This window comes from Streptomyces sp. NPDC054975 (genome assembly GCF_053609105.1).
In genome coordinates this window covers 54,453-76,147 of sequence record NZ_JBSGWV010000007.1, presented here as the reverse complement: position 1 = coordinate 76,147, position 21,695 = coordinate 54,453, and the positions used below count along the sequence as shown (strand labels likewise).

The 21,695-nt window shown below is 71.7% G+C and carries 18 protein-coding genes and 1 pseudogene; 6 read left to right on the top strand and 13 right to left on the bottom strand.

Annotated features, from left to right (window positions below; translation table 11 throughout):
- Window positions 1–48: 48 nt before the first annotated feature.
- From ACWF79_RS10710 to ACWF79_RS10685, 6 genes and pseudogenes are all read right to left on the bottom strand, one after another.
- The gene (locus ACWF79_RS10710) at window positions 49–801 is read right to left on the bottom strand and encodes an SAM-dependent methyltransferase (protein ID WP_453727807.1); all 753 of its coding nucleotides are present in this window, start codon (window positions 799–801) and stop codon (window positions 49–51) included.
- An 18-nt stretch (window positions 802–819) separates the two neighbouring features.
- Window positions 820–2,010 (bottom strand): annotated as a pseudogene (locus tag ACWF79_RS10705) (glycosyltransferase); the annotation flags it as partial.
- A 71-nt stretch (window positions 2,011–2,081) separates the two neighbouring features.
- The gene (locus ACWF79_RS10700; protein WP_453727710.1) at window positions 2,082–2,873 is read right to left on the bottom strand and encodes a VOC family protein; all 792 of its coding nucleotides are present in this window, start codon (window positions 2,871–2,873) and stop codon (window positions 2,082–2,084) included.
- 58 nt (window positions 2,874–2,931) lie between these two features.
- Window positions 2,932–3,522: a dihydrofolate reductase family protein gene (locus ACWF79_RS10695; protein ID WP_453727709.1), complete on the bottom strand. Its 591-nt coding sequence runs from the start codon at window positions 3,520–3,522 to the stop codon at window positions 2,932–2,934.
- 156 nt (window positions 3,523–3,678) lie between these two features.
- Complete coding sequence (locus tag ACWF79_RS10690; protein WP_453727708.1) at window positions 3,679–4,656, bottom strand: GNAT family N-acetyltransferase; 978 nt, start codon at window positions 4,654–4,656, stop codon at window positions 3,679–3,681.
- Window positions 4,657–4,742: 86 nt separating this feature from the next.
- Complete coding sequence (locus ACWF79_RS10685) at window positions 4,743–5,315, bottom strand: carboxymuconolactone decarboxylase family protein (RefSeq protein WP_453727707.1); 573 nt, start codon at window positions 5,313–5,315, stop codon at window positions 4,743–4,745.
- Window positions 5,316–5,394: 79 nt separating this feature from the next.
- Between ACWF79_RS10685 and ACWF79_RS10680 the strand changes: the two genes are divergently transcribed.
- Window positions 5,395–8,361, top strand: a complete 2,967-nt coding sequence (locus ACWF79_RS10680) for an AfsR/SARP family transcriptional regulator (protein ID WP_453727706.1) — start codon at window positions 5,395–5,397, stop codon at window positions 8,359–8,361.
- Window positions 8,362–8,393: 32 nt separating this feature from the next.
- Here the strand turns inward: ACWF79_RS10680 and ACWF79_RS10675 are convergent, their stop codons facing one another.
- On the bottom strand, window positions 8,394–10,313 hold the full coding sequence (locus ACWF79_RS10675; RefSeq protein WP_453727705.1) for a ricin-type beta-trefoil lectin domain protein: 1,920 nt from the start codon (window positions 10,311–10,313) through the stop codon (window positions 8,394–8,396).
- Between the two features lie 355 nt (window positions 10,314–10,668).
- Between ACWF79_RS10675 and ACWF79_RS10670 the strand changes: the two genes are divergently transcribed.
- Together ACWF79_RS10670 and ACWF79_RS10665 are read left to right on the top strand one after the other, a co-directional pair.
- A complete protein-coding gene (locus ACWF79_RS10670; RefSeq protein WP_453727704.1) occupies window positions 10,669–11,652 on the top strand; it encodes a LacI family DNA-binding transcriptional regulator in 984 nt (327 codons plus the stop codon).
- 139 nt (window positions 11,653–11,791) lie between these two features.
- A complete protein-coding gene (locus tag ACWF79_RS10665; RefSeq protein WP_453727703.1) occupies window positions 11,792–14,869 on the top strand; it encodes a glycoside hydrolase family 3 N-terminal domain-containing protein in 3,078 nt (1,025 codons plus the stop codon).
- A 13-nt stretch (window positions 14,870–14,882) separates the two neighbouring features.
- Here the strand turns inward: ACWF79_RS10665 and ACWF79_RS10660 are convergent, their stop codons facing one another.
- Complete coding sequence (locus tag ACWF79_RS10660) at window positions 14,883–15,818, bottom strand: MBL fold metallo-hydrolase (RefSeq protein ID WP_453727702.1); 936 nt, start codon at window positions 15,816–15,818, stop codon at window positions 14,883–14,885.
- A 101-nt stretch (window positions 15,819–15,919) separates the two neighbouring features.
- Between ACWF79_RS10660 and ACWF79_RS10655 the strand changes: the two genes are divergently transcribed.
- Window positions 15,920–16,840, top strand: coding sequence for an AraC family transcriptional regulator (locus tag ACWF79_RS10655; RefSeq protein ID WP_453727701.1), 921 nt, complete (start codon window positions 15,920–15,922; stop codon window positions 16,838–16,840).
- A gap of 27 nt (window positions 16,841–16,867) precedes the next feature.
- Here the strand turns inward: ACWF79_RS10655 and ACWF79_RS10650 are convergent, their stop codons facing one another.
- Window positions 16,868–17,212 (bottom strand): MerR family transcriptional regulator, encoded by a 345-nt coding sequence (locus tag ACWF79_RS10650; protein WP_453727700.1) that lies wholly within the window; start codon window positions 17,210–17,212, stop codon window positions 16,868–16,870.
- 94 nt (window positions 17,213–17,306) lie between these two features.
- Between ACWF79_RS10650 and ACWF79_RS10645 the strand changes: the two genes are divergently transcribed.
- Window positions 17,307–17,936, top strand: a complete 630-nt coding sequence (locus tag ACWF79_RS10645; protein WP_453727699.1) for a flavodoxin family protein — start codon at window positions 17,307–17,309, stop codon at window positions 17,934–17,936.
- Window positions 17,937–17,949: 13 nt separating this feature from the next.
- Here ACWF79_RS10645 and ACWF79_RS10640 read toward each other — a convergent pair whose 3' ends face one another.
- The 4 genes from ACWF79_RS10640 to ACWF79_RS10625 all read right to left on the bottom strand — a co-directional run bounded on the left by ACWF79_RS10640 (window position 17,950) and on the right by ACWF79_RS10625 (window position 20,191).
- Window positions 17,950–18,831, bottom strand: coding sequence for an endo alpha-1,4 polygalactosaminidase (locus ACWF79_RS10640; protein WP_453727698.1), 882 nt, complete (start codon window positions 18,829–18,831; stop codon window positions 17,950–17,952).
- Window positions 18,832–18,958: 127 nt separating this feature from the next.
- Window positions 18,959–19,198: a DUF5990 family protein gene (locus ACWF79_RS10635; RefSeq protein ID WP_453727697.1), complete on the bottom strand. Its 240-nt coding sequence runs from the start codon at window positions 19,196–19,198 to the stop codon at window positions 18,959–18,961.
- Window positions 19,195–19,524, bottom strand: a complete 330-nt coding sequence (locus ACWF79_RS10630; protein WP_453727696.1) for an ArsR/SmtB family transcription factor — start codon at window positions 19,522–19,524, stop codon at window positions 19,195–19,197. Before ACWF79_RS10630 ends, ACWF79_RS10635 begins: the two co-directional genes overlap by 4 nt.
- 70 nt (window positions 19,525–19,594) lie before the next feature.
- On the bottom strand, window positions 19,595–20,191 hold the full coding sequence (locus ACWF79_RS10625; RefSeq protein WP_453727695.1) for a cysteine hydrolase family protein: 597 nt from the start codon (window positions 20,189–20,191) through the stop codon (window positions 19,595–19,597).
- A gap of 140 nt (window positions 20,192–20,331) precedes the next feature.
- On the opposite strand from ACWF79_RS10625, the gene ACWF79_RS10620 reads away from it, so the two are divergent.
- Window positions 20,332–21,669, top strand: coding sequence for a cytochrome P450 (locus ACWF79_RS10620; RefSeq protein WP_453727694.1), 1,338 nt, complete (start codon window positions 20,332–20,334; stop codon window positions 21,667–21,669).
- Window positions 21,670–21,695: the final 26 nt, after the last annotated feature.

The window sequence follows — 21,695 nt, the reverse complement described above, 5'->3', positions numbered from 1 at the left end:
TGAGTGCCGTCCGGGAGCGCCCGTCACGCGCTCCCGGCCGGTTCCGCGTCAGGAGCCGCCCCGGGTGCGGGCCGTAGGTCGTAGGACCAGGCAGACGAAGCCGAAGCTGTCCCGGTAGCCGTGCAGCCATTGCGAACGCCGAGTCGTGGCCGCCTCCAGCGCCTGTGCGGCGGCCGGGGCCGCCGGGTGGTCGAGAGCCCATGAGGCCAGTGAGCCCCAGCAGGCCCACTCGTAGGCGTCCAGCTCGCGGCGAGTGCTGACATGGCCGTGAACGGGGGCCCACCCGTCGGCGACGACGCGGTCCACCGTGGTCGCCAGGTCGTCGAGGTCGCCGAACATCTCGATGGCCTCTGGTGAAGGGGCGCGATCCCAGAACGACTCACCGATCAGGACGCGGCCGCCGGGGGCCAGGTGCCGGCGGGCCGCCGCGAGGGTGGGGAGCAGACCACCGAAGGCATGCGTGGCGCCGACGCTGATCACCAGGTCGAACTGCCGTGTCGAGACGAAGTCCGCGGCTTCCTGGTGGTGGAGGACCAGGCGCTCGTCGACCCCGAGCCCGCTCGCTGCCCGGCGTGCCTGCGTCAGGGCGACCTCGGAGACGTCGACACCCTCGGCGTGCAGGTGCGGGCGCGTCGCCAGGGCGCGCAGGAGCCATTCCGCGGTCCCGCATCCGAGGTCGAGCACGCGCTCGTCGCCCCGCGGGAGGCCGCGTTCGAGCAGCATGCTGACCGAGTCGTCGTCGAGCGGAGACTTAATCGGGTGGTCGGCGTGCGCGATGCTGGAGATCTGTTCGCGGCTCACCGGCGCGGCGTGCGGCGTGTCGAGGAGCAGCTTCGCGGCCACCGCCGCCCCGTCGGTGCGGATCGTGCCGGCGACGGCCTTCGCCCGTGCTTCCGTCGCGGGGGTGAGGGCCGTTTCGAGCGCGGCAGACAAGGACTCGAAGGTCGGGGTCGGGCCGTCGTGTGCCGCGCCGATGCCCAGCTCGGCCACGCGGGCGGCCCAGTGCGGCTGGTCCACGAACTGGGGTACCACCACCTGGGGTGCGCCGGCTCGGGCGGCGGTGGTCGTGGTGCCGGCGCCGCCGTGGTGGACGACGGCGGCGACGCGGCCGAACAGGGCCTGGTGGTTGACGTCGCCGACGGCGAAGCAGTCGTCCGAGTCGTCCACCAGTCCCAGGTCCGCCCAGCCGCGGGAGACGAGTACGCGGCGGCCCTGCGCGCGGATCGCCTCGACGGTCACCTGGGCGATGTCGGCGGCCTCCCGCATGGGCATGCTGCCGAAGCCGACGTACACCGGCGGTGTGCCGGCGTCCAGGAACGCCTCCAGATCGGTGGGCAGGGGGCGTTCGTCGGGCAGGATCCACGCGCCGGTCTGCACGACGTCGAGGTTCGTCAGGTGCTGCCACGGGCCCAGGACCGGGTCCACCGCCAGCCAGGGCCGTTCGGTGAAGACGTGGTCGCGGACGTTGTCCACCGGCGCGAGTCCGACCGCCGCGCGGTGCGCGTTGAGGGGCTCGCGGTACAGGGCGTTGACCTTCTGGGCGTCCAGGTCCCACAGGGCCTGGTTGTCGGTCATGTCGGGCGGCGCCGGCGGGCCGGGCCGCGAGGACGGCCGGTAGTGCGCCGAGGGCATCTCGAACGGGTGGAAGCCCGCGTACACGTAGCGGATGCCCAGCTTCTCGGCCACCGAGCGGGCACCGGCCGGCATCAGGCCGCTCGCCACGAGCACGTCGCAGTCCTCGGCCGCCTTGGCGACCGTGTCGAAGTGCGCGGCGACCAGCTCGGCCGCGAAGCCGGCCGCGTCCGACGGCGGCGCTCCGGTCCGCAGCGCGCGCACGTCCCGCCCGAACGGCACCAGCTCCGCGCCGACACCCGCGACCAGCTCCGCGAACTCCTCGTCCGGAGGCGCGCACACGCGTACCTCCGCGCCGAATTTCCGCAACTGCGCCGCCAATCCCGCCAGCGGCACGATGTCGCCGCGCGATCCGTACGCCATCAACAGCACACGCATGGTGCGTTTCTCATTTCTGTGGATGCCGGCCTCGGCCGGCGATGGTACGACAGGGGCGGTCGAGGCGTGCCCTAGCGGGCCCAGGGCAGTTCGCGGGTTCCGTCGGTGCCCGGAACGGAGGCGACTCCGTCGGAGCGCATCGAGACGTGGGCCTCGGCCTGCTCCGGGGCATGGATCCGGCGGACGAGGGCCGGCGGCAGGATTATCGTCTGGCCGGCGACGACCTTCTCGGTTCGGCCGTCGAAGGTCACCTCCAGGGCGCCCGCAGTGACCGTCCAGACCTGCTCACGGCTGATGGAATGCTCGGGGCCGGTCGCGCCGGCCTCCATCGCGACCGTCCAGGTGCTGAGTTCGGCGCTACCGCGGCTGGGGGCCGCGAGGCCCGTCATGGTGGCGTTCGGGGAGACGGTGACGTCGTCGGTCGAGGGAGTGATGACCTGTACGGCGGTGCTCCCGCGCCGGTCCGTCCCGTCCGTGGGTTGCTCGGCGGCGACCCACTCGACGAGCTGGACGACGACGCCGTTGGGGTCGGTCATCTGGAACAGCCGCTCGCCCCACGGCTCTTCCCGGAGGGGCATCGTGATGGGGGCGCCCGCCGCGCGCAGGCGGGCCTCCTCGGCGTCCAGGTCGGTGACCGTGAACGCGAGGATCAGCCCGCCCGCCTCCCGGTCCCGCTGCTCGGCGGGGAGGACTTCGGTGCCCCTGCGGAGCAGGACGATGTCGACGGCGCCGTCCTCGCGCCTGAGGGAGGCGAAGCCTTCGTCGGCCATGGCCACCTCGTAGCCGAGGTGGGTGCACAGGAAGTCACGGGAGGCGTCCACGTCGGGGACGGTCAGGGAGAGGGTGGAGGTGGAGACGTTCACGGCAGCTCCTCGGTAGGTATGCGGTGTGGTGGGTGGGGCGGAGGCGTCGGCAGATCCCTCAGCCGCGCTCCTCCGCCGAGGCCGGCACCTTCGAGAAGGTGGTGATGGCGAGGCCTGAGTCGAAGGTTCGCGTGCCGGCCGGGCGGAAGTTCGTCGGGGTGAAGGGGCCGTCGAAGAGGGGGATGCCGGAACCGAGGACGATGGGGTGCCGCTTGATGATGATCTCGTCGATCTCGTCGAGCAGGGCGGCCGCCAGTTTGCCGCCTCCGCACAGCCAGATGTCCATGCCGTCCCGCGCCTTCAGATCGCGGACGAGCGCGACCGGGTCGTCGACGACCGTCACATCGGGAGCGGGGCTGATGAGCGTGCGGGAGACCACGTACTGCTTCAGATGGGCGTACGGGCTGGTCCACCCGACCTTCAGGCCCGGTTCGTAGGTCGCGCGGCCCATGATGATCGTGTCGAACCGCTGGGCGGCCCGGCCGGCGATGCCCATCGGTTCGCGCAACGGAGTGGGCATGGTCTCGGGGAAGTCCGCCAGGATCGCGGCGGCCTCCTCGCCCTCGAAGGGGAGGAAGTCGTACTGGCCGTCGGGGCCGGCGATGTAGCCGTCGAGGGTGACGGCGATGTAGTAGGTCAGCTTGCGCAAGGGTTGCTCTCTTCCAGAATGCGGAGGTGGGTACGGGTGCTCGGAATCAGGACGCGGAATCGTCGAGCGGGAACTCGCGCGTGCGCCGGTACGAACGGGTCGAGGGGCTCGAACTTCGGCCTGGTCTCTTTGAGGAGCGGCCAGGAGGAGGACTGCTCAGTTGGCGGTCAGGTCGAGTTGGTATTCGTGGGTGCTGCGGTGGAAGCGGAAGCCGAGTCGGCGGTTCACGGCGAGCATGTGGGTGTTGTCCTGTGCGTTGTCGGTCTCGATCTCCACGATTCCGGGGTGCTCGGCACGGAGCCTGCGCACCATCTCGGCCTTGACCCACAGCCCGAGACCGTGGCCGCGGTGGGCGGGCACCACGACGGTGTCGTACTGCAGGGCCCGGCAGGTCTCCCCTGCCCGGATGACGATCTCGGTGTATCCGGCCATCTCGCCCTTGCGGAGCGCAGCGGTCGTCAGCAGCAGGTCGCCGCGGTCTGCGAGCACTTCGGCCATGGCGCGGACCCGGTCGGCGGTCCAGGTCTGGCTGCCGTAGTCCATGTCGCCGGTGGGCATGTCGTTCATCGCGTTCTTGGCCGCGGCGAACGCCTCGGCCAGCCCGTCGGGAACCGTGCCGGTCCAGCCGGCCAGCTCGTAGCCGAGGTGCTCGGCGTCGGCCTCTCCGTCGTCGGCGTGTGCGACGTCGAGAAGCAGGTGGTCGAGTGCCAGTACGCGCCGGAAGCCGCGCGCGGCACAGAAGGCGCCACTTGGTCCGTCACCAGGTGCGGCGGCCACCAGGCTGCGACGCTGCTCGGCCTCTGCTGCCTTCACGGCTGTGGCCAGCAGGTGCGAGCCCACTCCTGAGCGCCGCCGGTCCGGGGTGACGTGCACTTCCAGCTCGGCCAGGTGGCTTTGACCGGGCGAGGTGAACAGCCTCAGCCCGGCCACACCGAGCACCTCACCGTCGGCCGCGGTGGACAGCCACAGCAGTCGGCGGTTGTCGCGCCCGACGACGGTGAGTTGGGAGTGGACCTGCTCGAACGTGGGCCGGGGCTCCTCGGGCAGATCGTGGGCGAGGGAGGCCGCCACGACCGCGTGCCAGGCGGTGGCGTCCTCGGTCGAGACCTCGGTGAGGGGGATGGTGTTGATCATGTGGGGCTCTCCTCGGTGGGGATGACTTGAGTTCTCTTGGGTGCGGGCAGGGGGGATCCGGTTCACGCGCCCCGGCTCCGACCGTGTCATCGCGTACGTTCAGGTCCTCGCGTTTCTCCGTCGGTGTGGCGCACGAGTGGCCAGTCGATGTCGATGCGCGCCGCTGTGGCCAGGTAGTTGGTGAACATGCTGAGCGCCACGTGGGCGATGACCTCGACGACGTGCCCGTCGGAGAGCCCGGCGTGCCGGGCTGCGGCCAGCTGTGCGTCGGACACGACTCCGTGGTCCCGAACCACGACGCCGGCCAGGTCCAGGACAGCGGCGGCCCAGGGGTCTTCGGCCTCGCCACGCCGCGCGCGGGTGGCCTCCGCCGTGGTCAGCCCGGCCAGTCTGGTCCCGCGGAAGGCGTGCACGGACAGGCAGTAGTCGGATCGGTTCTCCTGCGCCACCAGCAACGCGATGCGCTCGCGCACACCCGCCGACAAGGTGCCCTCCGCGCTCAGGGCGGTGACGACCTCTACGTATCCCTTCAGTACGGCCGGGTTGTTGGCCATCACCTTGGCCAGATTGGGGATGACTCCCAGGGCCTGGTGCGTGGCGGTGAACAGGGTCGCGGCTTCACCGGTCGCCTCTTCCGGATCGATGGTGTGGAGTGGCATGCCGGTAACCCTGCCGGTGGATCTTGATACATTCCCGATGCTTCTTCGATGCACGCGCCGACGACCCCGGAGTGACGGTATGCGGTTCACGATCCTCGGCCCGGTGGAGGCCGTGGCTCCCGGTTCCGACGCACCCGGCCTGGCGCCCCGTCATCGTGCGGTGCTCGCCTACCTGTTGTTGCACGCCGGGGTCGCGGTCAGCACGGATCGCCTGATCGACGCGATGTGGGGGCCGCTGCCGCCGGATTCCGCCCGCGCCCAGATCCAGACCACGATCGCCGCGATCCGCCGGATGCTGCGCGCTTCAGAAGCCGACCGGATGCTGGCCACGCGGCCGGCCGGGTACGTGATCACCCCCGAGCCGGGACAGCTCGATCTGGACGAGTTCACCAGCCTGATCGTCAAGGCACCGGCCGTCTCCGAAGACCCGGGGGCCACCGCGGACCAGATACGTGCGGCGCTGGCGCTGTGGCGGGGAGAGCCGCTGGCCGGCATCACCGCCCATTACGTCGAGAGCGCCCGAGCACGTCTGAACGGGCAGCTGCTGACCGCCGTCGAGCGCCTGGCCGAGCTGGAACTGGCCCGGGGGCGGCACGACGACCTCATCGACGAACTCTCCGGCCACGCGGCGGCCAACCCCCTGCGGGAACGGCTGTGCTGCCAGCTGATGCTCGCCCTGCACCGCGCCGGACGTCAGACCGACGCGTTGCACGTGGCCAGAACCTTCCGGGCGACCCTGGCCGAACAGCAGGGACTGGACCCGGGCCACGCGTTCAACAAGCTCGAACAGGACATCCTGCGGGATGCCCCCGAACTGCGGCCGCCGGTCACCGCGCCTACGCCCGCGCCTGCGTCTGCGTCTGCGCCGGCCAAGCCGCAGGGGGTCAACTTCCTGCCGTACGACGTTCCGGACTTCACGGGACGCGAAGGCGAGCTCGACGGGCTGATCCGCCTGTGGTCGGGCAACAACGGTGGCATCGTGACGATTTCGGCGATCGACGGGATGGCCGGGGTCGGCAAGACGACTCTCGCGGTCCACGCGGGACACCGCCTCGCGGACCACTTCCCGGACGGGCAGCTCTTCGTCGACCTGCAGGCGCACACCGCCGGCCAGGCGCCGCTCGACGCCGGTGCCGCGCTCGAGGTGCTCCTGGGCCAACTCGGCGTGCCCGCCCCCCTCATACCCGCGTCGGTCGCCGATCGCGCGGCGCTGTGGCGGTCCGAACTCTCCGGCCGTCGCGTGCTGGCCGTGCTGGACAACGCCCTCGGCGCCGACCAGGTACGCCAGTTGCTGCCCGGCGCTTCAAGCGCCCTCATCCTGATCACCAGCCGCCGACGGCTGACCGACCTGGACGGGGCACACGCCCTGTCCTTGGACGTGCTCCCCGCCGCGGACGCCTTGGAGTTGTTCACGGCCATCGTCGGTGCACGGGCGGCCGCCGAACCGCTCGCCGTGCTCGACGTCCTGCAGCTGTGCGGATTCCTGCCGCTGGCCGTCCGCATAGCCGCAGCCCGGCTGCACCACCGACCCCGCTGGACCGTCGCATACCTCGCCGACCGACTCCGCGACCAGCGCCGCAGGCTCTCCGAGCTGGCCACCTCGGAGCGCGGCGTGGCCGCGGCGTTCACGCTGTCCTACGAGCAGTTGTCTGCCGATCAGCAGCGCATGTTCCGGCTTCTGGGGCTGCAGCCGGGCCGTGACATCGGCCCCGAGGCGGCCGCCGCGCTGGCCGACCTCCCGCTCGAGCATGCCGAGATGCTCCTGGAAGACCTCCTGGACGCCCACGTCCTGACCCAGCACCAGCTCGGCCGCTACACCTTCCACGACCTGCTGCGCGAACACGCCCTCGCCACCGCGACCGCCCAGGAACCGCCCAGCGCCCAACGCGAGGCCCTCGGCCGACTGTTCCACCACTATCTCCACACCGCGAGCGCGGCCATCGATCACCTCTACCCCGAGGGCAAGAACCGCAGGCCACGCATTCCCGCGCCGGACACCCCGGCCTCGCCCCCGCAGGACGAGGCCGAGGCGATCGCCTGGCTGGACAGCGAACGCCCGAACCTCATGGCGGCCGGCCAGTACGCAGCCGAGCACGACTGGCTCACCCACACCAGCCAACTGGCCGCCACCCTGCACCGCTACCTGCTGGGCCACGCCCACCAGGCCGACGCGCTGACTCTCAACGGCCTGGCACTGCGAGCCGCCCGCCGCACCGGCGACACAGCCGCCGAAGCCCGCACTCTCATCGATCTCGGCCAGGTGCACTTCTGGTGGCACGGCGCCTACGAGGAGGCGGCCGGGCACTACCGGCGCGCCCTGGACCTCGCGCGCGGGGTCGACGACCAGGACGCAGCGGCCGGGGCGCTGCAGGCCCTCGGCGCCGTCTCCCGGCGGCGGCGGGAATACGACCAGGCCCACGACCACAGTGCGCAGGCCCTCGCGCTCTTCCGCGAGCTCGGGGACCGCGCCGGCGAAGCCAGATGCCTGACCGACCTGGGCATCGTCCACGAACGCCAAGGACGGTACGAGGTCGCCCACGAGCACCATCGGCGAGCCTTGCACGTGCATCGCGAGTCGGGATCCCGTATCGGCGAGACCGTCGTGCTGAACAACATCGGGCTGGTGTACCAACGGCAGGGCCGCTACGACGAGGCCCGGCACCATCACCACCAAGCCCTGGAGCTGAGCCGCAGGTTCGACTTCCCAGGAGACGAGGCCGAGTCGCTCAACGCCCTTGCGGAAGCCGCCCGTTCCATGGGCGATCTCGACCGGGCGGTGGCCGAGCACGACGCCGCGCTGATCCTCGCCCGCGAGTTCAGTTACCGCCCCGAAGAGGCCCGCGCCCACGACGGCCTGGCGCACGTCCACCGCGACCTGGGCCGGGTCGACCTCGCCCACGACCATGCCCGGCAGGCTCTTGACCTGTACACCGACCTCGCCGTCCCCGAGGCCGAGGAGATCCGCACTCTCATCACCGAGCTGGCGCCGACTGCTGATGGGCCCGAACCGCCGGAGGCGTCCGCGCCCAGCAGCCCATCGCCCTGACCGGCCGTTCCGGGTCCGTGAAGGCTCGGATGTCAGAGGGCGGTCGGGCGCCACTTCTGGTTGGCCGCTCCCGTGCAGGACCAGATCTGGGCCCGGGTGCCGTTCGCGGAGGAGTGTCCGGTGGCGTCGAGGCACTTGTTTGCGGCCACGTTCACGAGGTCCAAGGAGGCCGGTTCGTGGCGCCAGCGCTGGGCGCCCGTGCCGTTGCAGGCGTAGAGCTGGACCTTGGCCCCGTCGGCCGTCGATCCCCCTGTCACGTCGAGGCACTTGCCGAGGGCGCGGACGGTGCCGTCGGGGTGGAACGTCCAGTTCTGGGCGGCCGAGCCGTTGCACTGGTGGAGCTGGACCGGCGTACCGTCCGCGGCCGAGCCGCCCGCGACGTCGAGGCAGGCTCCGCCGAGGCCCACGAGGGACTGGGGGGCGGACTGGCTGCCGGCCCAGGTGAAGGTGGCGGAGGTCTTGCCCGGGAGCGTGTACGTGTAGTGGCTCGTACCCCAGTTGACGGTCATCTGGCGCGCGGTGGTCGCGTCGTTGTAGGCGATGAGCGCCTTCGAGCCGTCGGGGTTGCGCCAGGCGACGTTGGGGACGTCCGAGCTCGCGGTGGAGGCGATGCGATGGGCGCCCGGCCGCACGAACTTCGTGAGGTGGCCCATGGTGTAGTACTCGATGGTGTAGTCGACCTGACCGTGCCGGGAGTCGCCGTTGTGGACGGTGATGAGGCCGTCGCAGACTCCACAGCCGCCGTTGTGCGGGCCACGGTTCTGGTCGACCGCGAGGGACCACTTGGTGACCGACTTCGCCCAGTTCCGGGTGTAGTCGATGATGTTCATCATGTCCTCGCGCTGCTGGTTGGCGATCCAGGTGCCGCCGGAGTGCTCGGTCTGGAAGGCGTCCAACTGCGGGTGGCGGTCGTGGATCTGGGTCTGCTTGGCGACGTCACCGCCGTAGCCGTGCCAGGCGACGCCACCGAAGTTCGGGTGGGTCCGTACGGCGGGGTCGTCGACGGTCTGGGCGGCGTACGCGTCGTAGGTGTCCCAGTTCCAGTCGTGGGCGAGGACCTTGGTGGGGAGCCCGGCTGACTGGAGCTTGGGCAGCAGCTCGCTCTTGGTGAAGTAGGCGAGCCCGGAGACGTTCCAGCTCATCGAAGGGTAGCCGGAGCAGCAGGTCGGTTCGTTCTGGGCGGTGACGTAGTCCACGGGAACACCCTGGTCGCGCCAGCCCTGGAGGTACTTGACGAAGTAGTCGGCGTAGGTGCCGTAGTTCTCGGCCTTCAGCCACCCGCCGTTGAGCTGGCCGCTGTCCTTCATCCAGGCGGGGGCGGTCCAGGGTGAGGCGACGAGCGTGAGAGCCGGGTTGAGCTGCTTGGCCTGTTTGGTGAGTGGCAGGACGTCCTGGAGATCGTGGGCGAGGGAGAAGCGCGCGAGGGTGGGGTCGGTCTGACCGGCCGGCAGATCGTTGTACGTGTAGCCGAAGCGGGCGAGGTCGGAGCCGCCCATGGGGTTGCGGACGAAGGACAGGCCGATGCCGTCGGTCGGCGAGAACAGCTTGCGCATCGTCGCGTCCCTGGTCGCCTGGGAGAGGGCTCCGGAGCCCTTCATCAGCCAGGCGGCGGTGTCGGTGAAGGAGGCACCTCCGCCGCTGAAGGTCTGGTAGCGGGTGTTCTCGTCGACGGTGAGGGTGGTGCCCACGCCGCCGTTGCCGTTCTGGAAGGCGATCGGGGTCTGCTGCTGGAGTCCGCGGGTGACGTGGCGGCCGCCCGTGTCATCGGTGGTGGTCAGCCAGACGTTCACCTGCTCCCCCGCCGCGTGGGCCGGGCCGGCGGAGAGGCCGGTGATTCCGGCGATGCCGGTGAGGCCTGATGTGGCGAGTGCGCCGGCGAGGAGCGTTCTCAGCAGTCGGCCCCGGGGCGGCCGGGGGCGGGTGCGGGGGCGGCTGTGCGTCGAACGGAGCATGTGGGTGCCCTTCTCGGCAGCGTGTGGGGGGTACGGGGGTCCGGTCGCGCGGCGGGGTCGAGTCCCGTCGGGTCCTGTCGGATCCTCGGGTCCTCGGGCCCTGTCGAGTCGGGTCGACGTGCCGGGCCGGCTCGCGTCGAGAGTGAACTGGGCATCGGGACGTCCGTCAAGGTGTCGCGCATTCATATCCTGAACGCAGGGCGGGAGCTGGGAACGCTGCCGAGGAGTTTGAGGCGTTCACGGTGTGAACTCTTGACGGCGGGGCGGGGTGGCGGTTGACTCGCCGCACCGCCCCGGAACCGGTTCCGGGAGCGGTTCCGACACCGATGTCACTCCCTCGACGCGGAGGCCCCCGATGCGTGTCACGATCGCCGACGTCGCACGTCAGGCGGGCGTCAGCAAGACGACGGTCTCCCGCGTCCTGAACACCCGGGCCGAGGTGGACCAGGCCACCGCCGCCCGTGTTCGTGAAGTGATCGATGTGCTGGGATACGTTCCCAGCTCAGGGGCGGTCGGCCTTGCGCGCGGCTCCAGCCGCACCATCGGCATGCTGACGCCGTCGCTCACCTGGCCGTGGATGGGCGAGGTCCTCCAGGGCGTCGCCGACACCGTCGAAGCGGCCGGCTACGGGCTGCTCCTCTTCACGTGCAACCGGGGCGCCGACTCCGTCCGTCACTTCGCCGCCCAGGTCTCCGCCCGGGCCTTCGACGGGCTCCTCGTCGTCGAGCCGGAGAACACCCTCGACACGATCGCGGCGATGCACCGGCGTGGTCTGCCCGTCGTGCTCATCGACGACCGGGGCCGCCACCCGGCGTTCCCCTCCGTCGCCACCACCAACCGCGCGGGCGGCGAGGCCGCCGCGGGCCATCTGCTCGCCTCGGGCCGCACCAGGCCGCTGGTCGTCACCGGACGCCGCGACTTCGGCTGTGTACGCGAACGGCTCGACGGGTTCCGCGAGGTCCTGCCCACCGATCTCGTCGTCGAGGGCGAGTTCACGGAGGACACCGGCCGCGCCGCCGTACGGCGGGCGCTCGGCGAGGGCCGGGACTTCGACAGCGTCTTCGCGCACAACGACCTCATCGCGGCAGGCGTGTTGCGCGCACTGCGCGAGGCCGGGCGGCGGGTCCCGGACGACGTGGCCGTCGTCGGCTTCGACGACATTCCCATGGCGCGGCACACCGAACCGCCGCTGACCACCATCCGCCAGCCCATGCGCCGCATGGGTGAGACGGCCGCGCGGATGCTCCTGGCAGGGCTGGGAGGCGAGCCGATACCGCGTGAACCGGTGGTCCTGCCCACCGAACTCGTCGTCCGGCGCTCCGCGCCGAGCCGCGGATGACGCGGTTGACGCGGGACCGGCTCTCCGCGATCCGTCCACGCCCGTCATCGGCATCTGTCTGATCCCCCGCGTGCCCGTCGGCCCCGGCCCGCACGTCCCCGACCTCGCCCGTCCCTCTGTCCCCGTACAAGGAGCCGCAATGCCACGAACAACGGCGGTGATCGCCGTCACCGCTCTGCTCGGCACTCTGCTCACCGGAGCGACGCTGCCGAGCGCCGCGGCCGACGAGCCCGCGAGCGCGCCCGCGCCGGTCGCCGTCGACCGGTTCGAAGGGGAGATCCCCTTCGCCGACCCACCCGCGGAAGGCATCTTCACGTGGGGCAGCGACGCCGACGACCCGCCGAAGCTGCGGATCGCCGAGCGGGCCGACGCGCCCGAAGGCGTCAAGGTCCTCGAAGGCGATTACAACATCAGCGGCTGGGGCGGGTTCAGCCACGACTTCGCGTTCGACAAGCCCGCGCAGGACTGGACCGCGTACAAGGGCATCCGCTTCTGGTGGTACGGGCAGAACACCGCTCCCCTGCCGCCCGGGTCCGGCAAGCGCCTGAACTTCGAGATCAAGGACGGCGGGGCGAACGGTGAGGCGTCCGAGCTGTGGACCACGTCGTTCACGGACGACTGGGAGGGCTGGCACCTCGTCGAGATCCCGTTCTCGGAGTTCCAGTACCGCGCCGACTACCAGCCGGTGGGCGGCATCGACCAGGTGCTCGGCCTGAACGAGATGTGGGGGTACGCCCTCACGCTGCCGCCTGGCTCCCCCGGCGCCTTCGCGATGGACGGCGTGGAGCTGTACGGGACGGCCGAGCCCGCCCTGACCACCAAGGTCGTCACCGACGCCGCCGTGTACCCGGTCGGCGAGGGCGGCGCCGCCGAGGTGAGGCTGTCCGTCGCCACGACGGGGTCCGCGCCGCTCGCCGAGCCCGTCACCGTCACGTACACGACCGACGGCGCAGGCGGCAGCGCCCAGTCCGGCACGGACTTCACGCCGGTCAGCGGTTCCGTCACCTTCCCGGCCGGTACGGCGTCCGGAGCGACCCGGTCGATCGCCGTGGCCACGAAGAAGGATCGTTCCGCCGAGTCGGCCGAGACGATCCCGCTCACCCTGGGCGTCACGGGCGCCAAGGCTCCGGCGGAGAACCCGACGGTCGTCGTGAACGCCCATGGTCTGCCGTATCTGAACGCGAAGCTGCCGGTGAAGGCCCGCGTCGCGGATCTGCTGGGGCGGATGTCGCTCGCGGAGAAGGCCGGCCAGATGACGCAGGCCGAGCGGAACGCACTGCGGTCGCCGGGCGACATCGCCTCCTACGACCTCGGCTCGCTGCTCTCCGGCGGTGGGTCGGTCCCCACCCCCAACACGCCTGCCGCCTGGGCGAAGATGATCGACGGCTACCAGCTGCGCGCGCAGGCCACGCGCTTCCAGATCCCGCTGGTCTACGGCGTGGACGCGGTGCACGGCCACAACAACGTGGTCGGTTCGACGATCATGCCGCACAACATCGGCATCGGTGCGGCACGTGATCCGAAGCTCGCGGAGCGGACGGGCGCCGTGACCGCCAAGGAGGTACGGGCGACGGGGATCCCGTGGGACTTCGCGCCGTGCGTGTGCGTCACGCGCGACGAGCGCTGGGGGCGCTCCTACGAGGCGTTCGGCGAGGACCCCGCCCTGGTGACCGCCATGGAGACCGTGATCAACGGGATGCAGGGCGCGCGGGACGGCAGGGACCTTGACCGTGACGACAAGGTGCTGACCAGCGCCAAGCACTTCGTGGGCGACGGCGGGACCGAGTTCGGGTCGTCGACCACCGGCTCGTACACGATCGACCAGGGCATCACGAAGGTCACCCGGCAGGAGCTGGAGGCGGTGCACCTCGCACCGTTCGCGGAGGCGGTCGAGCGGGGGGCGGGCACGGTCATGCCCTCGTACTCCTCGCTGGACATTCTGGGCGACGACCAGGGGCCGGTGAAGATGCACGCCAACGCGGAGATGATCAACGGAGTCCTGAAGGAGCGCATGGGCTTCGAGGGTTTCGTGATCAGTGACTGGCAGGCGATCGACCAGATCCCGGGCGACTACCCCAGCGACGTGCGGACGTCGGTCAACGCCGGGCTCGACATGATCATGGTGCCGACGAACTACCAGGACTTCACCCGGACGCTGAAGGACGAGGTGACGGCCGGGAGGATCAGCCAGGCCCGGATCGACGACGCGGTGGCGCGGATCCTGACCCAGAAGTTCAAGCTGGGTCTGTTCGAGCGGCCGTACGCGGACACCACCCACCTGGACGAGATCGGCTCGCCCGCACACCGCGCGGTGGCGCGCGAGGCGGTCGCCAAGTCCCAGGTGCTGCTGAAGAACGACGGTGGGCTGCTGCCGCTGAAGAAGGACCGGAAGGTGTACGTCGCCGGGTCCAACGCCGACGACCTCGGCAACCAGGCGGGCGGCTGGACGGTCAGCTGGCAGGGCTCCTCCGGGCGGACGACGACCGGTACGACGATTCTGGAGGGCATGCGGAAGGCGGCGCCGGAAGCGGAGATCGCGTACTCCAAGGACGCATCGGCGGCGACGGACGGGTACGACGTCGGAGTCGTGGTCGTCGGTGAGACGCCGTACGCGGAGGGCATCGGAGACGTCGGCAACGGCCACGACCTGGAGCTCGGCGCGGCCGACAAGGCAGCTGTCGACAGGGTATGCGCCGCGATGAAGTGCGTGGTGCTCGTCGTCTCCGGGCGGCCGCAGCTGATCGGTGACCGGCTGGGCGCGATCGACGCGCTCGTCGCGTCCTGGCTGCCGGGCACGGAGGGCGAGGGGGTCGCCGACGTGCTCTACGGGGCCCGTCCCTTCACCGGGCAGCTCCCGGTCACCTGGCCGAAGTCCGAGGCCCAGCTGCCGGTCAACGTCGGCGACGCGGCCTACGATCCGCAGTTCCCTTACGGCTGGGGCCTGACCACGCTCTCCCCGGCTCCGGCCGGCGGGGAGTCCGCCCTGAAGGCCATCGGCGCCGCGGCCAGGGTCCTCCAGGCGCTCGGGCGTGGTACGTCCGCGGAGGGCCGGGAGCTGGTCGCGAGGGCCCGCGTGATCGTCCAGCAGAGGATCGGCCAGAACGTCACGGAGGCGACGGCGAAGCCGTTCGCCGAGGCGGATCACCTGCTCCTCACGGGGGACCTGACGGGTGCCGTGGCGAAGCTGCGGGCCGCGTACGGGGCGGCTTCGGCCTGAGGCGCCCGATCGGCTACGGAAGCCCCGCTTCTGGTGCGGACACGGACCCTTGACGCCACCGGCCGACGGTGAGGCTGCCGGCGTCGCGGCGGACCTCCGCGACGCCGGTGCCGCCGAAGTGGGCGGGGACGACCAGTTCCCCTTCCGTGGCGGCCCGTTCGAGGATGCGGCGGCGGCTGGTGACGGCCGCCGCCGCGTCCAGGCAGAAGCAGCTGTTGCACGAGGGCTGGAGGAGCTGCACCGGGCTGTGGAGGAGGTCTCCGACGAAGACGGCGCGGTCGTCGCCCGACGCGAGCCGCAGCACGGCGGAGCCGGGGGTGTGGCCGGGCGCGGATTCCAGGGTGAGGTGCTCGTCGATGCGGTGCGTGCCGTCCCACAGGACGCTCCGGCCGGCGCGGTGCACGGGCGCGATGCTGTCCTCGTACACGAACCGGTCGTGTTCCTGCCTTCCGCGTCCCTCGGCGTTCCCAGGGCCGAAGAAGTCGTCGTCGGCCGCGGGGACGAGGTACTGGGCATGGGGGAAGGTCGGCACCCACTCGCCGTCGGTCCGGGTCGTGTTCCAGCCGACGTGGTCGGCGTGGACGTGGGTGTTGACGACGACGTCGACGTCCTCGGGGCGGATGCCGGCGCGGGCCAGGGCGCCGAGGAAGTCTCCCTGCCAGTGGTGGAACGGCGTGCCGGGCCGCTCGCGGCCGTTGCCCACGCCGGTGTCGACCAGGACGGTCCGTCCGGCGCTGCGCAGGACCCAGGCCTGGAGCGCCATGACGGCGTTGTCCGTGTGCGGATCCCAGTGGTCGGGAGCCAGCCAGTGCTCGTTGTCGCGCCATACGTCGGGTTCTGCGTCCGGCACGAGGCCTCGGGCGGGCGCGAACGGGCCCTGCCACTCGACGACACGGATGACCTCGACGTCTCCCAGCATCATGCGCTGCGGTGGGGGTGTGGTGTTCATGGGATCGACCTTAAGAAGGCAGGTTTGAGTCCTTCAATGTCTGTTCTGCTCTTCTGAATACGTGTGCGTCTCATGGGTGATGCCCGAGATACGCTGCCTCCATGGATGTGGTGAGCGATGCGATCGCGACCGTACGCCTGGGCCATGCGTCGTCCAACCGGGTGCGGGTGAGCGGGAGTTGGTGTGCGAGGTTCGCCTCGTACGGGGGCGCGGGGTTCCATGTGGTGTTGGAGGGCGGCTGCTGGCTGTTGCCCGACGGCGGCCCGGCGGTGTCGCTCGGTGTCGGGGACGCCGTGCTGTTGCCGCACGGGACGGGTCATGTGATCGCCGACTCCCCCGCCGACGCGGAGACCGTCGCGCGCGCGGTGCCGTTCGAGCGGTGGACGGCCGGGCCGCCGCCTGAGCCGTCCGCCGGGGGTGCGGGGGCGGAGTTGCTGTGCGGGAAGTACCGCCTCGATCACAGCCGCGTGCACCCGCTCCTGGCGGAGCTGCCGACCGTCGTCCATCTGCCGCACCGGGTGGGAGACCAGGCCGAACTGCGGGCCGCCATCGATCTGTTGGGGGGCGAGCTGGGCGCGGACCGGCCTGGATCGGGGATCGCCGTGCCCGGCCTCGTCGATCTCCTGCTCGTCTACATGATCAGGGCCTGGGTGGCCCAGGGCAGCGGCGGCGCGTGGCCGGCTGTCCTGGGGGACCCCGTCACCGCGGCGGCCCTGCGGGCGCTGCACGCCGATCCGTCGGCCGCGTGGACCAACGACCGGCTGGCCGCGGAGGCGGGTGTTTCCCGGCCCACGCTGGCGCGCCGGTTCACGGCCCTGGTCGGGCGGCCACCCATGGCGTACCTCACGTGGTGGCGGCTGACCTTGGCCGCGGCGCGGCTGCGTGACACGGACGACTCCTTGGCCGCGATCGCCCGGAGGGTCGGCTACGGGACGCCGTACGCGCTGTCGCACGCCTTCAGCCGCGAGTTCGGCACGACGCCGGGGCGCTACCGTGCGGCGCGCTCCGCCGGCCTGCGGTAGACGGTCCTCACGCCGGTCAGGGAAGGGTCACGGACCGCTCAGGTAGCCCGCGAGGGCGTCGCGGCCCCGGCGCAGGTCCTCGATGCGCGCGTCCGCGGCGGCCAGTTCGCGGTCGAGGATCGCACGCACGTCGACGCACCAGTTGAATTCCGGCAGTTCGCCCCGCGCGCACGGAAGGACCGCCCTGATCACGTCGGTGGACAGCCCCGCGCGCAGTAGGGCGCGGACCTGGCGGACGGTGGTCACGGCGTCCTCGCCGTAGTCGCGGTAGCCGTTCGGGCCGCGGCCGGCTTCGAGCAGCCCTTGTTCCTCGTAGTACCGCAGCAACCGCGCGCTGACGCCGGTACGCCTCGACAACTCTCCGATCAGCATGTGCCCTGCCCGTTCGTGTGCGCTTGACCTTCGCATCGGTGTGAAGGCTTAACGTCCCCTCCAGGAACGACATTCCGCACCACAGGAGACCCCGATGACCTCTCTGCCCCTCACCGACGAGGACCGCGACGGCCGGACGGCGGCCGACCGCTCGTTCCTCTTCGTCCTCGGGAGCGCCCGCGCCGAGGGCAACACGGAGATACTCGCGCGCGCCGCGGCCGAGCAGTTGCCGCAGGGCGTCACGCGGCGCTGGGTGGATCTGGCCCGGCTGCCGTTGCCCGACTTCCAGGACGGACGGCACGAGACCGAGGGCTGGCCGGTCGGGGAGAACGAGGAGGTGTTGCGGCGCGCCACGGAAGAGGCGACCGACATCGTCCTTGCTTCGCCCTTGTACTGGTACACCCTCTCCGCCCAGACCAAGCGCTACCTCGACTACTGGTCGGGCTGGCTGGCCGCGCCCGGATCGGACTTCAAGGAGCGGATGGCGGGCCGGACGCTGTGGGGCGTGACGGTGATGGCCAACCGCGACGATGTCGTCGCCGGCGGGCTCGAGACGACCCTCCACCACACGGCCGCGTACCTGGGGATGCGCTTCGGTGGCCTGCTGTGCGGCAGCGGTTCGCGGCCGGGGCAGGTCCGCGACGACGGGCCGGCGCTCGTCCGCGCCAAGACCTTCTTCGAGCGGGAGGCTCCGCTCGCGCGGTTCCCGTACGAGCGGGGATGAGCCCCGCGGGCTGTCAACAGGTCGCGCGGACGTATCCGGTCTCGCCGGCGGGCCGGACGTCGGTGTCGCGCAGGACGACGGACAGGGTCTTGCCCCAGCGCTCGCAGGCGTGCGCGAGACCGGCGCGCTCGTACTCGATGACCAGCACACGGTTGTCGAAGGCGGTCGCGTACGGGCCGCATTCGTCGTACTGGCCGCACTCCTCGGCGACGGCGAAGTCGAAGCCGAGGGCACGGCCCCGCTTCGCGAGATCGACGGCGTTCTTCTGCCCGATCGCGAGGCCGGCCGCGTGGGCGCGGTCGATGAGCAACCGCGCGAAGGCGAGGTCGTGTTCGGGGGTGAGGAGGCCTTCGGAGCGTTCGTACGAGTCGAGGTTGTCGGCCTCGACCGCCTGGTAGCCGGAGGCGGCGCAGCCGTCGATCCAGGCGCCGACGATCACGGCGAGCCGCTCGCGCTTGGCCGGGGTGGAGACGTCGAAGAGGGCCTCGTCCCAGTCCTGGTCGATGACCGGTGCTCCGTCGGCATTCCTCAGGAGGAGGTCGGGGTGGTTCTCCTCCCACCAGTCGGTGGCGTCCGGCTGGGCCTGGAAGGTGTTGACGTAGCAGATGTTGTAGAGGCCGTCGGTCGGCTCGGCCGTGCGGTCGCGGGAGACCGCGCCGACGCCCGGGGGCGGCGGGTACGGACCGCCGATCTGATAGTCGAAGCCGACGTGGGGCTCGGGCGGGACCACCGCGCGGGAGGAACGCGGCGGGGAGGAAGGGGCCGAATCGCCGCCGCCCTCACCGTCGCCGGGCGACCCGCATCCGACCGCCGTGACGGTGAGGACGCCGGCCAGGGCGAGAGTCGAGAGCACGACGCGCAGGGGGCGCCTGGGGCGGCGGATGAGGGCGGTCACGGTGCGGGCTCCTGGTCGTCGAGCGGCGCGGGCGGGTGCGCGGTGCGTCCGGCGCGTGCGGCGCGCCAGACGCGTGCACGCATACCGTACGGTCCCGCCGCGATCGGGACGCACGTCTGCCTCCGCGTCAAATGGCGCCGCGCCGCCCGTGGACGTGGGGCCCTCGGAAGTCCCGGGTGCCGTCCGGCGCGCGCACGGTCTCCACGGTGAACTCCCACACCGCTTCGGCCACGTCCCCCGGCACCGCTCCGTCGGGCTCGCGGCCGCGCCGCACGGCGACATGGACGTCCGCGTACGCGCCGCAGGAGCGTCCGGGGAGGTCGGAACCGACGATGCGGAGGGTGAGCGGCGTCCTGGCCGCGCTCATTCCCTGCCCACCACGGCTTGCAGGAGACCCGGGAAGGCCTCCTCGAACTCCTCGCGGCGCAGTCCGTTCATCCGGGAGGTGCCGACGTAGTGCTGCCGGATGAGGCCGGCCTCGCGCAGGACGTGGAAGTGGTGGGTGGCGGTGGACTTGCTGACCGGGAGGTCGATGGCGCGACAGTTGAGGTCCTGGTCCGTGGCGAAGAGGGTGCGCACGATCTGGCGGCGGACCGGGTCGACGAGCGCCTCCAGCACCTGCTGCAGGCTGATCGTGCGGAGATCCGGGTGGGGCGGGACGCGGTCCTGTCCGCTGCGTTGTGACGTCACCATCTGCTGTCTCGACCTCCCGTACTCATCGTAGGGCACACCCGGTGAGCCTCCGCGGCCGTCGAGATGCGGCTCAGGGCCTGCCCTCGCGAGAGGCCGCGGGCGGGGAGGTGAAGGTGACCGCGGAGGTGGGGGTGGTCGTGTCGGCCTCGCGGCTGAGGGCCCAGGCCGTGACGCGGGAGACCGTGGCGGCGGGGACCGCGTCGGCGATGCCGGGGGCCGCCGGGATGTCGTGCGTGGCGTGCGCGTCGTACGGGACGACGACGCGGTAGCCGCGTTCCAGAGCCGTCCGGGCGGTCGCCTGGACACACATCTCGGACATCATCCCGCAGACGGCGAGCGAGCGTACGCCCGCGTCCGTCAACAGGGCGTGCAGTGAGGTCCCTTCGAAGCTGTCGTCCCTGACCTTGCGGATCACCACCTCGGTGGCGCCGGGCTCGACGCGATGGTGGAGTTCCCAGCCGGGGGTGTGGGGTTCGCAGTCCGCCCCGGGCGGGCCGTCGTTCTGTATGTGGACGACCAGCGCTCCGCCGGCGCGGGCCCGGCTGATCAACGCGGCCGTGCGGTCCAGGAGCCGGGCGGCGTCCGGCACGGCGCCGGGACCGGTGACGAAGGCCGTCTGGACGTCCACGACGAGCAGGGCTTCTGCGGGGTACGCGGTCGAGGTCATGGCGTCATCCTGTCCGGCCGTGCGACGGCGCCTCCAGCGGTTTTCGGGCCGAGGAGGTGCCGTTGCCCGTGTCGGCGCGGGGGTGATCCGGCGCACAGACCGTCCGGTAGGCGTACCGCCGCGTGCTAGCGTCCGCGACCGTGACAACCGCCCTCGGCGGGCCGGGGCCCGCTTCCGCGACGGGCCCCGTCGGTTCCTGCCCGTACGGCGGGACGGCCGGCGCCGAGGGCTCGCCCTTCCTCCCCCTCGATCAGCTGGACGTCTTCGGGGAGGACTTCGTCCGCGACCCCTACCCGTGGCTCGACAGGCTGCGGGCCGAGGCTCCTGTCCACCACGACGCCGGCACCGGGCTGTGGCTGGTCAGCCGGTACGAGGACGTCCGCCGGGTCCTGCTCGACCCGGAGGCGTTCCGGCCGGACAACGCCCAGCACGCGGTCACCCCGTTGAGCGTTCCGGCGCTCCGGCTGCTCGCCCGCGCGGGCTTCCGGCTGCGGCCGGCGCTGGCCAACAACGCGACCGAGAGCCACGCGGGGCTGCGCCGTGTCGTCACCCGGTTCTTCAACGCCCAGCGGGTCGCGGCGGCGGTCCCCGTCATCGAGCGGGTCGCGGGCGAACTGCTCGACGACGTGCGGGCGGAGATCGACGGGCAGGGCGGCAGCGACCTCTTCGGCACGTTCGCGCACACGCTCCCCTGCCGGGTCATGATGGAGCTGCTGGGGATCGAGGGGCTCGCCCCGGCGACCCTGGTGCGCTGGAGCGACGCCTCTCTGGAACTCTTCTACGGACGCCCCACGCCGGAACGGCAGCTTGAACTTGCCGCGCTGGTCGGCGAGTTCCACCAGTGGCTGACCTCGGTCGTGACCGACCGCACGGCCCCGCCGGACAGTTTCATCGGCGCGCTGGCCCGCCACCGACTGCCGGACGGCGAACCGCTGGACGTGGCGACGGCGGTCGGCGCGTGCTTCTTCGTCTTCATCGCCGGGCAGTCCACGACCGGCCAGCTGATCGCCACGGTCCTGCGGGGCGCCCTGGACGAACCCGGACTGTGGCGGCGCGCGGCGCACGAGGAGGGTCTGGCGGAGGCCTGGGTCGAGGAGGTGCTGCGCCGCGAACCTCCCGTGACGACCTGGCGCCGTGTGGTGGCGGAGCCGGTGGAGCTGGGCGGCGTACAGCTCCCGGCCGGGGCCGAACTGCTGCTGATGCTCCTGGGCAGCGGCTCCGACCGGGAGGTCTTCGACGCCCCGGAACGGATGCGCCCCTTCCGCGAGAACGTCCGCCACCATCTCTCCTTCGGTGCGGGCCGCCACCGATGCCCGGGCGCGTCCCTGGCCCGTACGGAGGCCGCCGTCGCGCTGCGCGCGGCGGCCGGCAGGCTCCCCGGTCTTCACCTGACACCGGGCGCGCCGCTTCCTCCGGTGCTCGACCTGCTCTCCTTCCGGGCCCCGCTCGAAGTGCGGGTGAGCGACGCCGCGCGCTGAGGCGAGGGCCCGGAGCGCGGACGGCG

Bases quoted from the DNA above. Each gene is read 5' to 3' on its own strand.
- ACWF79_RS10650 (WP_453727700.1), bottom strand. From the start codon at position 17,212: ATGCTGATCGGAGAGTTGTCGAGGCGTACCGGCGTCAGCGCGCGGTTG.
- ACWF79_RS10635 (WP_453727697.1), bottom strand. From the start codon at position 19,198: ATGAGCGCGGCCAGGACGCCGCTCACCCTCCGCATCGTCGGTTCCGAC.
- ACWF79_RS10660 (WP_453727702.1), bottom strand. From the start codon at position 15,818: ATGAACACCACACCCCCACCGCAGCGCATGATGCTGGGAGACGTCGAG.
- ACWF79_RS10685 (WP_453727707.1), bottom strand. From the start codon at position 5,315: ATGCCACTCCACACCATCGATCCGGAAGAGGCGACCGGTGAAGCCGCG.
- ACWF79_RS10675 (WP_453727705.1), bottom strand. From the start codon at position 10,313: ATGCTCCGTTCGACGCACAGCCGCCCCCGCACCCGCCCCCGGCCGCCC.
- ACWF79_RS10670 (WP_453727704.1), top strand. From the start codon at position 10,669: ATGCGTGTCACGATCGCCGACGTCGCACGTCAGGCGGGCGTCAGCAAG.
- ACWF79_RS10645 (WP_453727699.1), top strand. From the start codon at position 17,307: ATGACCTCTCTGCCCCTCACCGACGAGGACCGCGACGGCCGGACGGCG.
- ACWF79_RS10665 (WP_453727703.1), top strand. From the start codon at position 11,792: ATGCCACGAACAACGGCGGTGATCGCCGTCACCGCTCTGCTCGGCACT.
- ACWF79_RS10625 (WP_453727695.1), bottom strand. From the start codon at position 20,191: ATGACCTCGACCGCGTACCCCGCAGAAGCCCTGCTCGTCGTGGACGTC.
- ACWF79_RS10655 (WP_453727701.1), top strand. From the start codon at position 15,920: ATGGATGTGGTGAGCGATGCGATCGCGACCGTACGCCTGGGCCATGCG.
- ACWF79_RS10690 (WP_453727708.1), bottom strand. From the start codon at position 4,656: ATGATCAACACCATCCCCCTCACCGAGGTCTCGACCGAGGACGCCACC.
- ACWF79_RS10680 (WP_453727706.1), top strand. From the start codon at position 5,395: ATGCGGTTCACGATCCTCGGCCCGGTGGAGGCCGTGGCTCCCGGTTCC.
- ACWF79_RS10630 (WP_453727696.1), bottom strand. From the start codon at position 19,524: ATGGTGACGTCACAACGCAGCGGACAGGACCGCGTCCCGCCCCACCCG.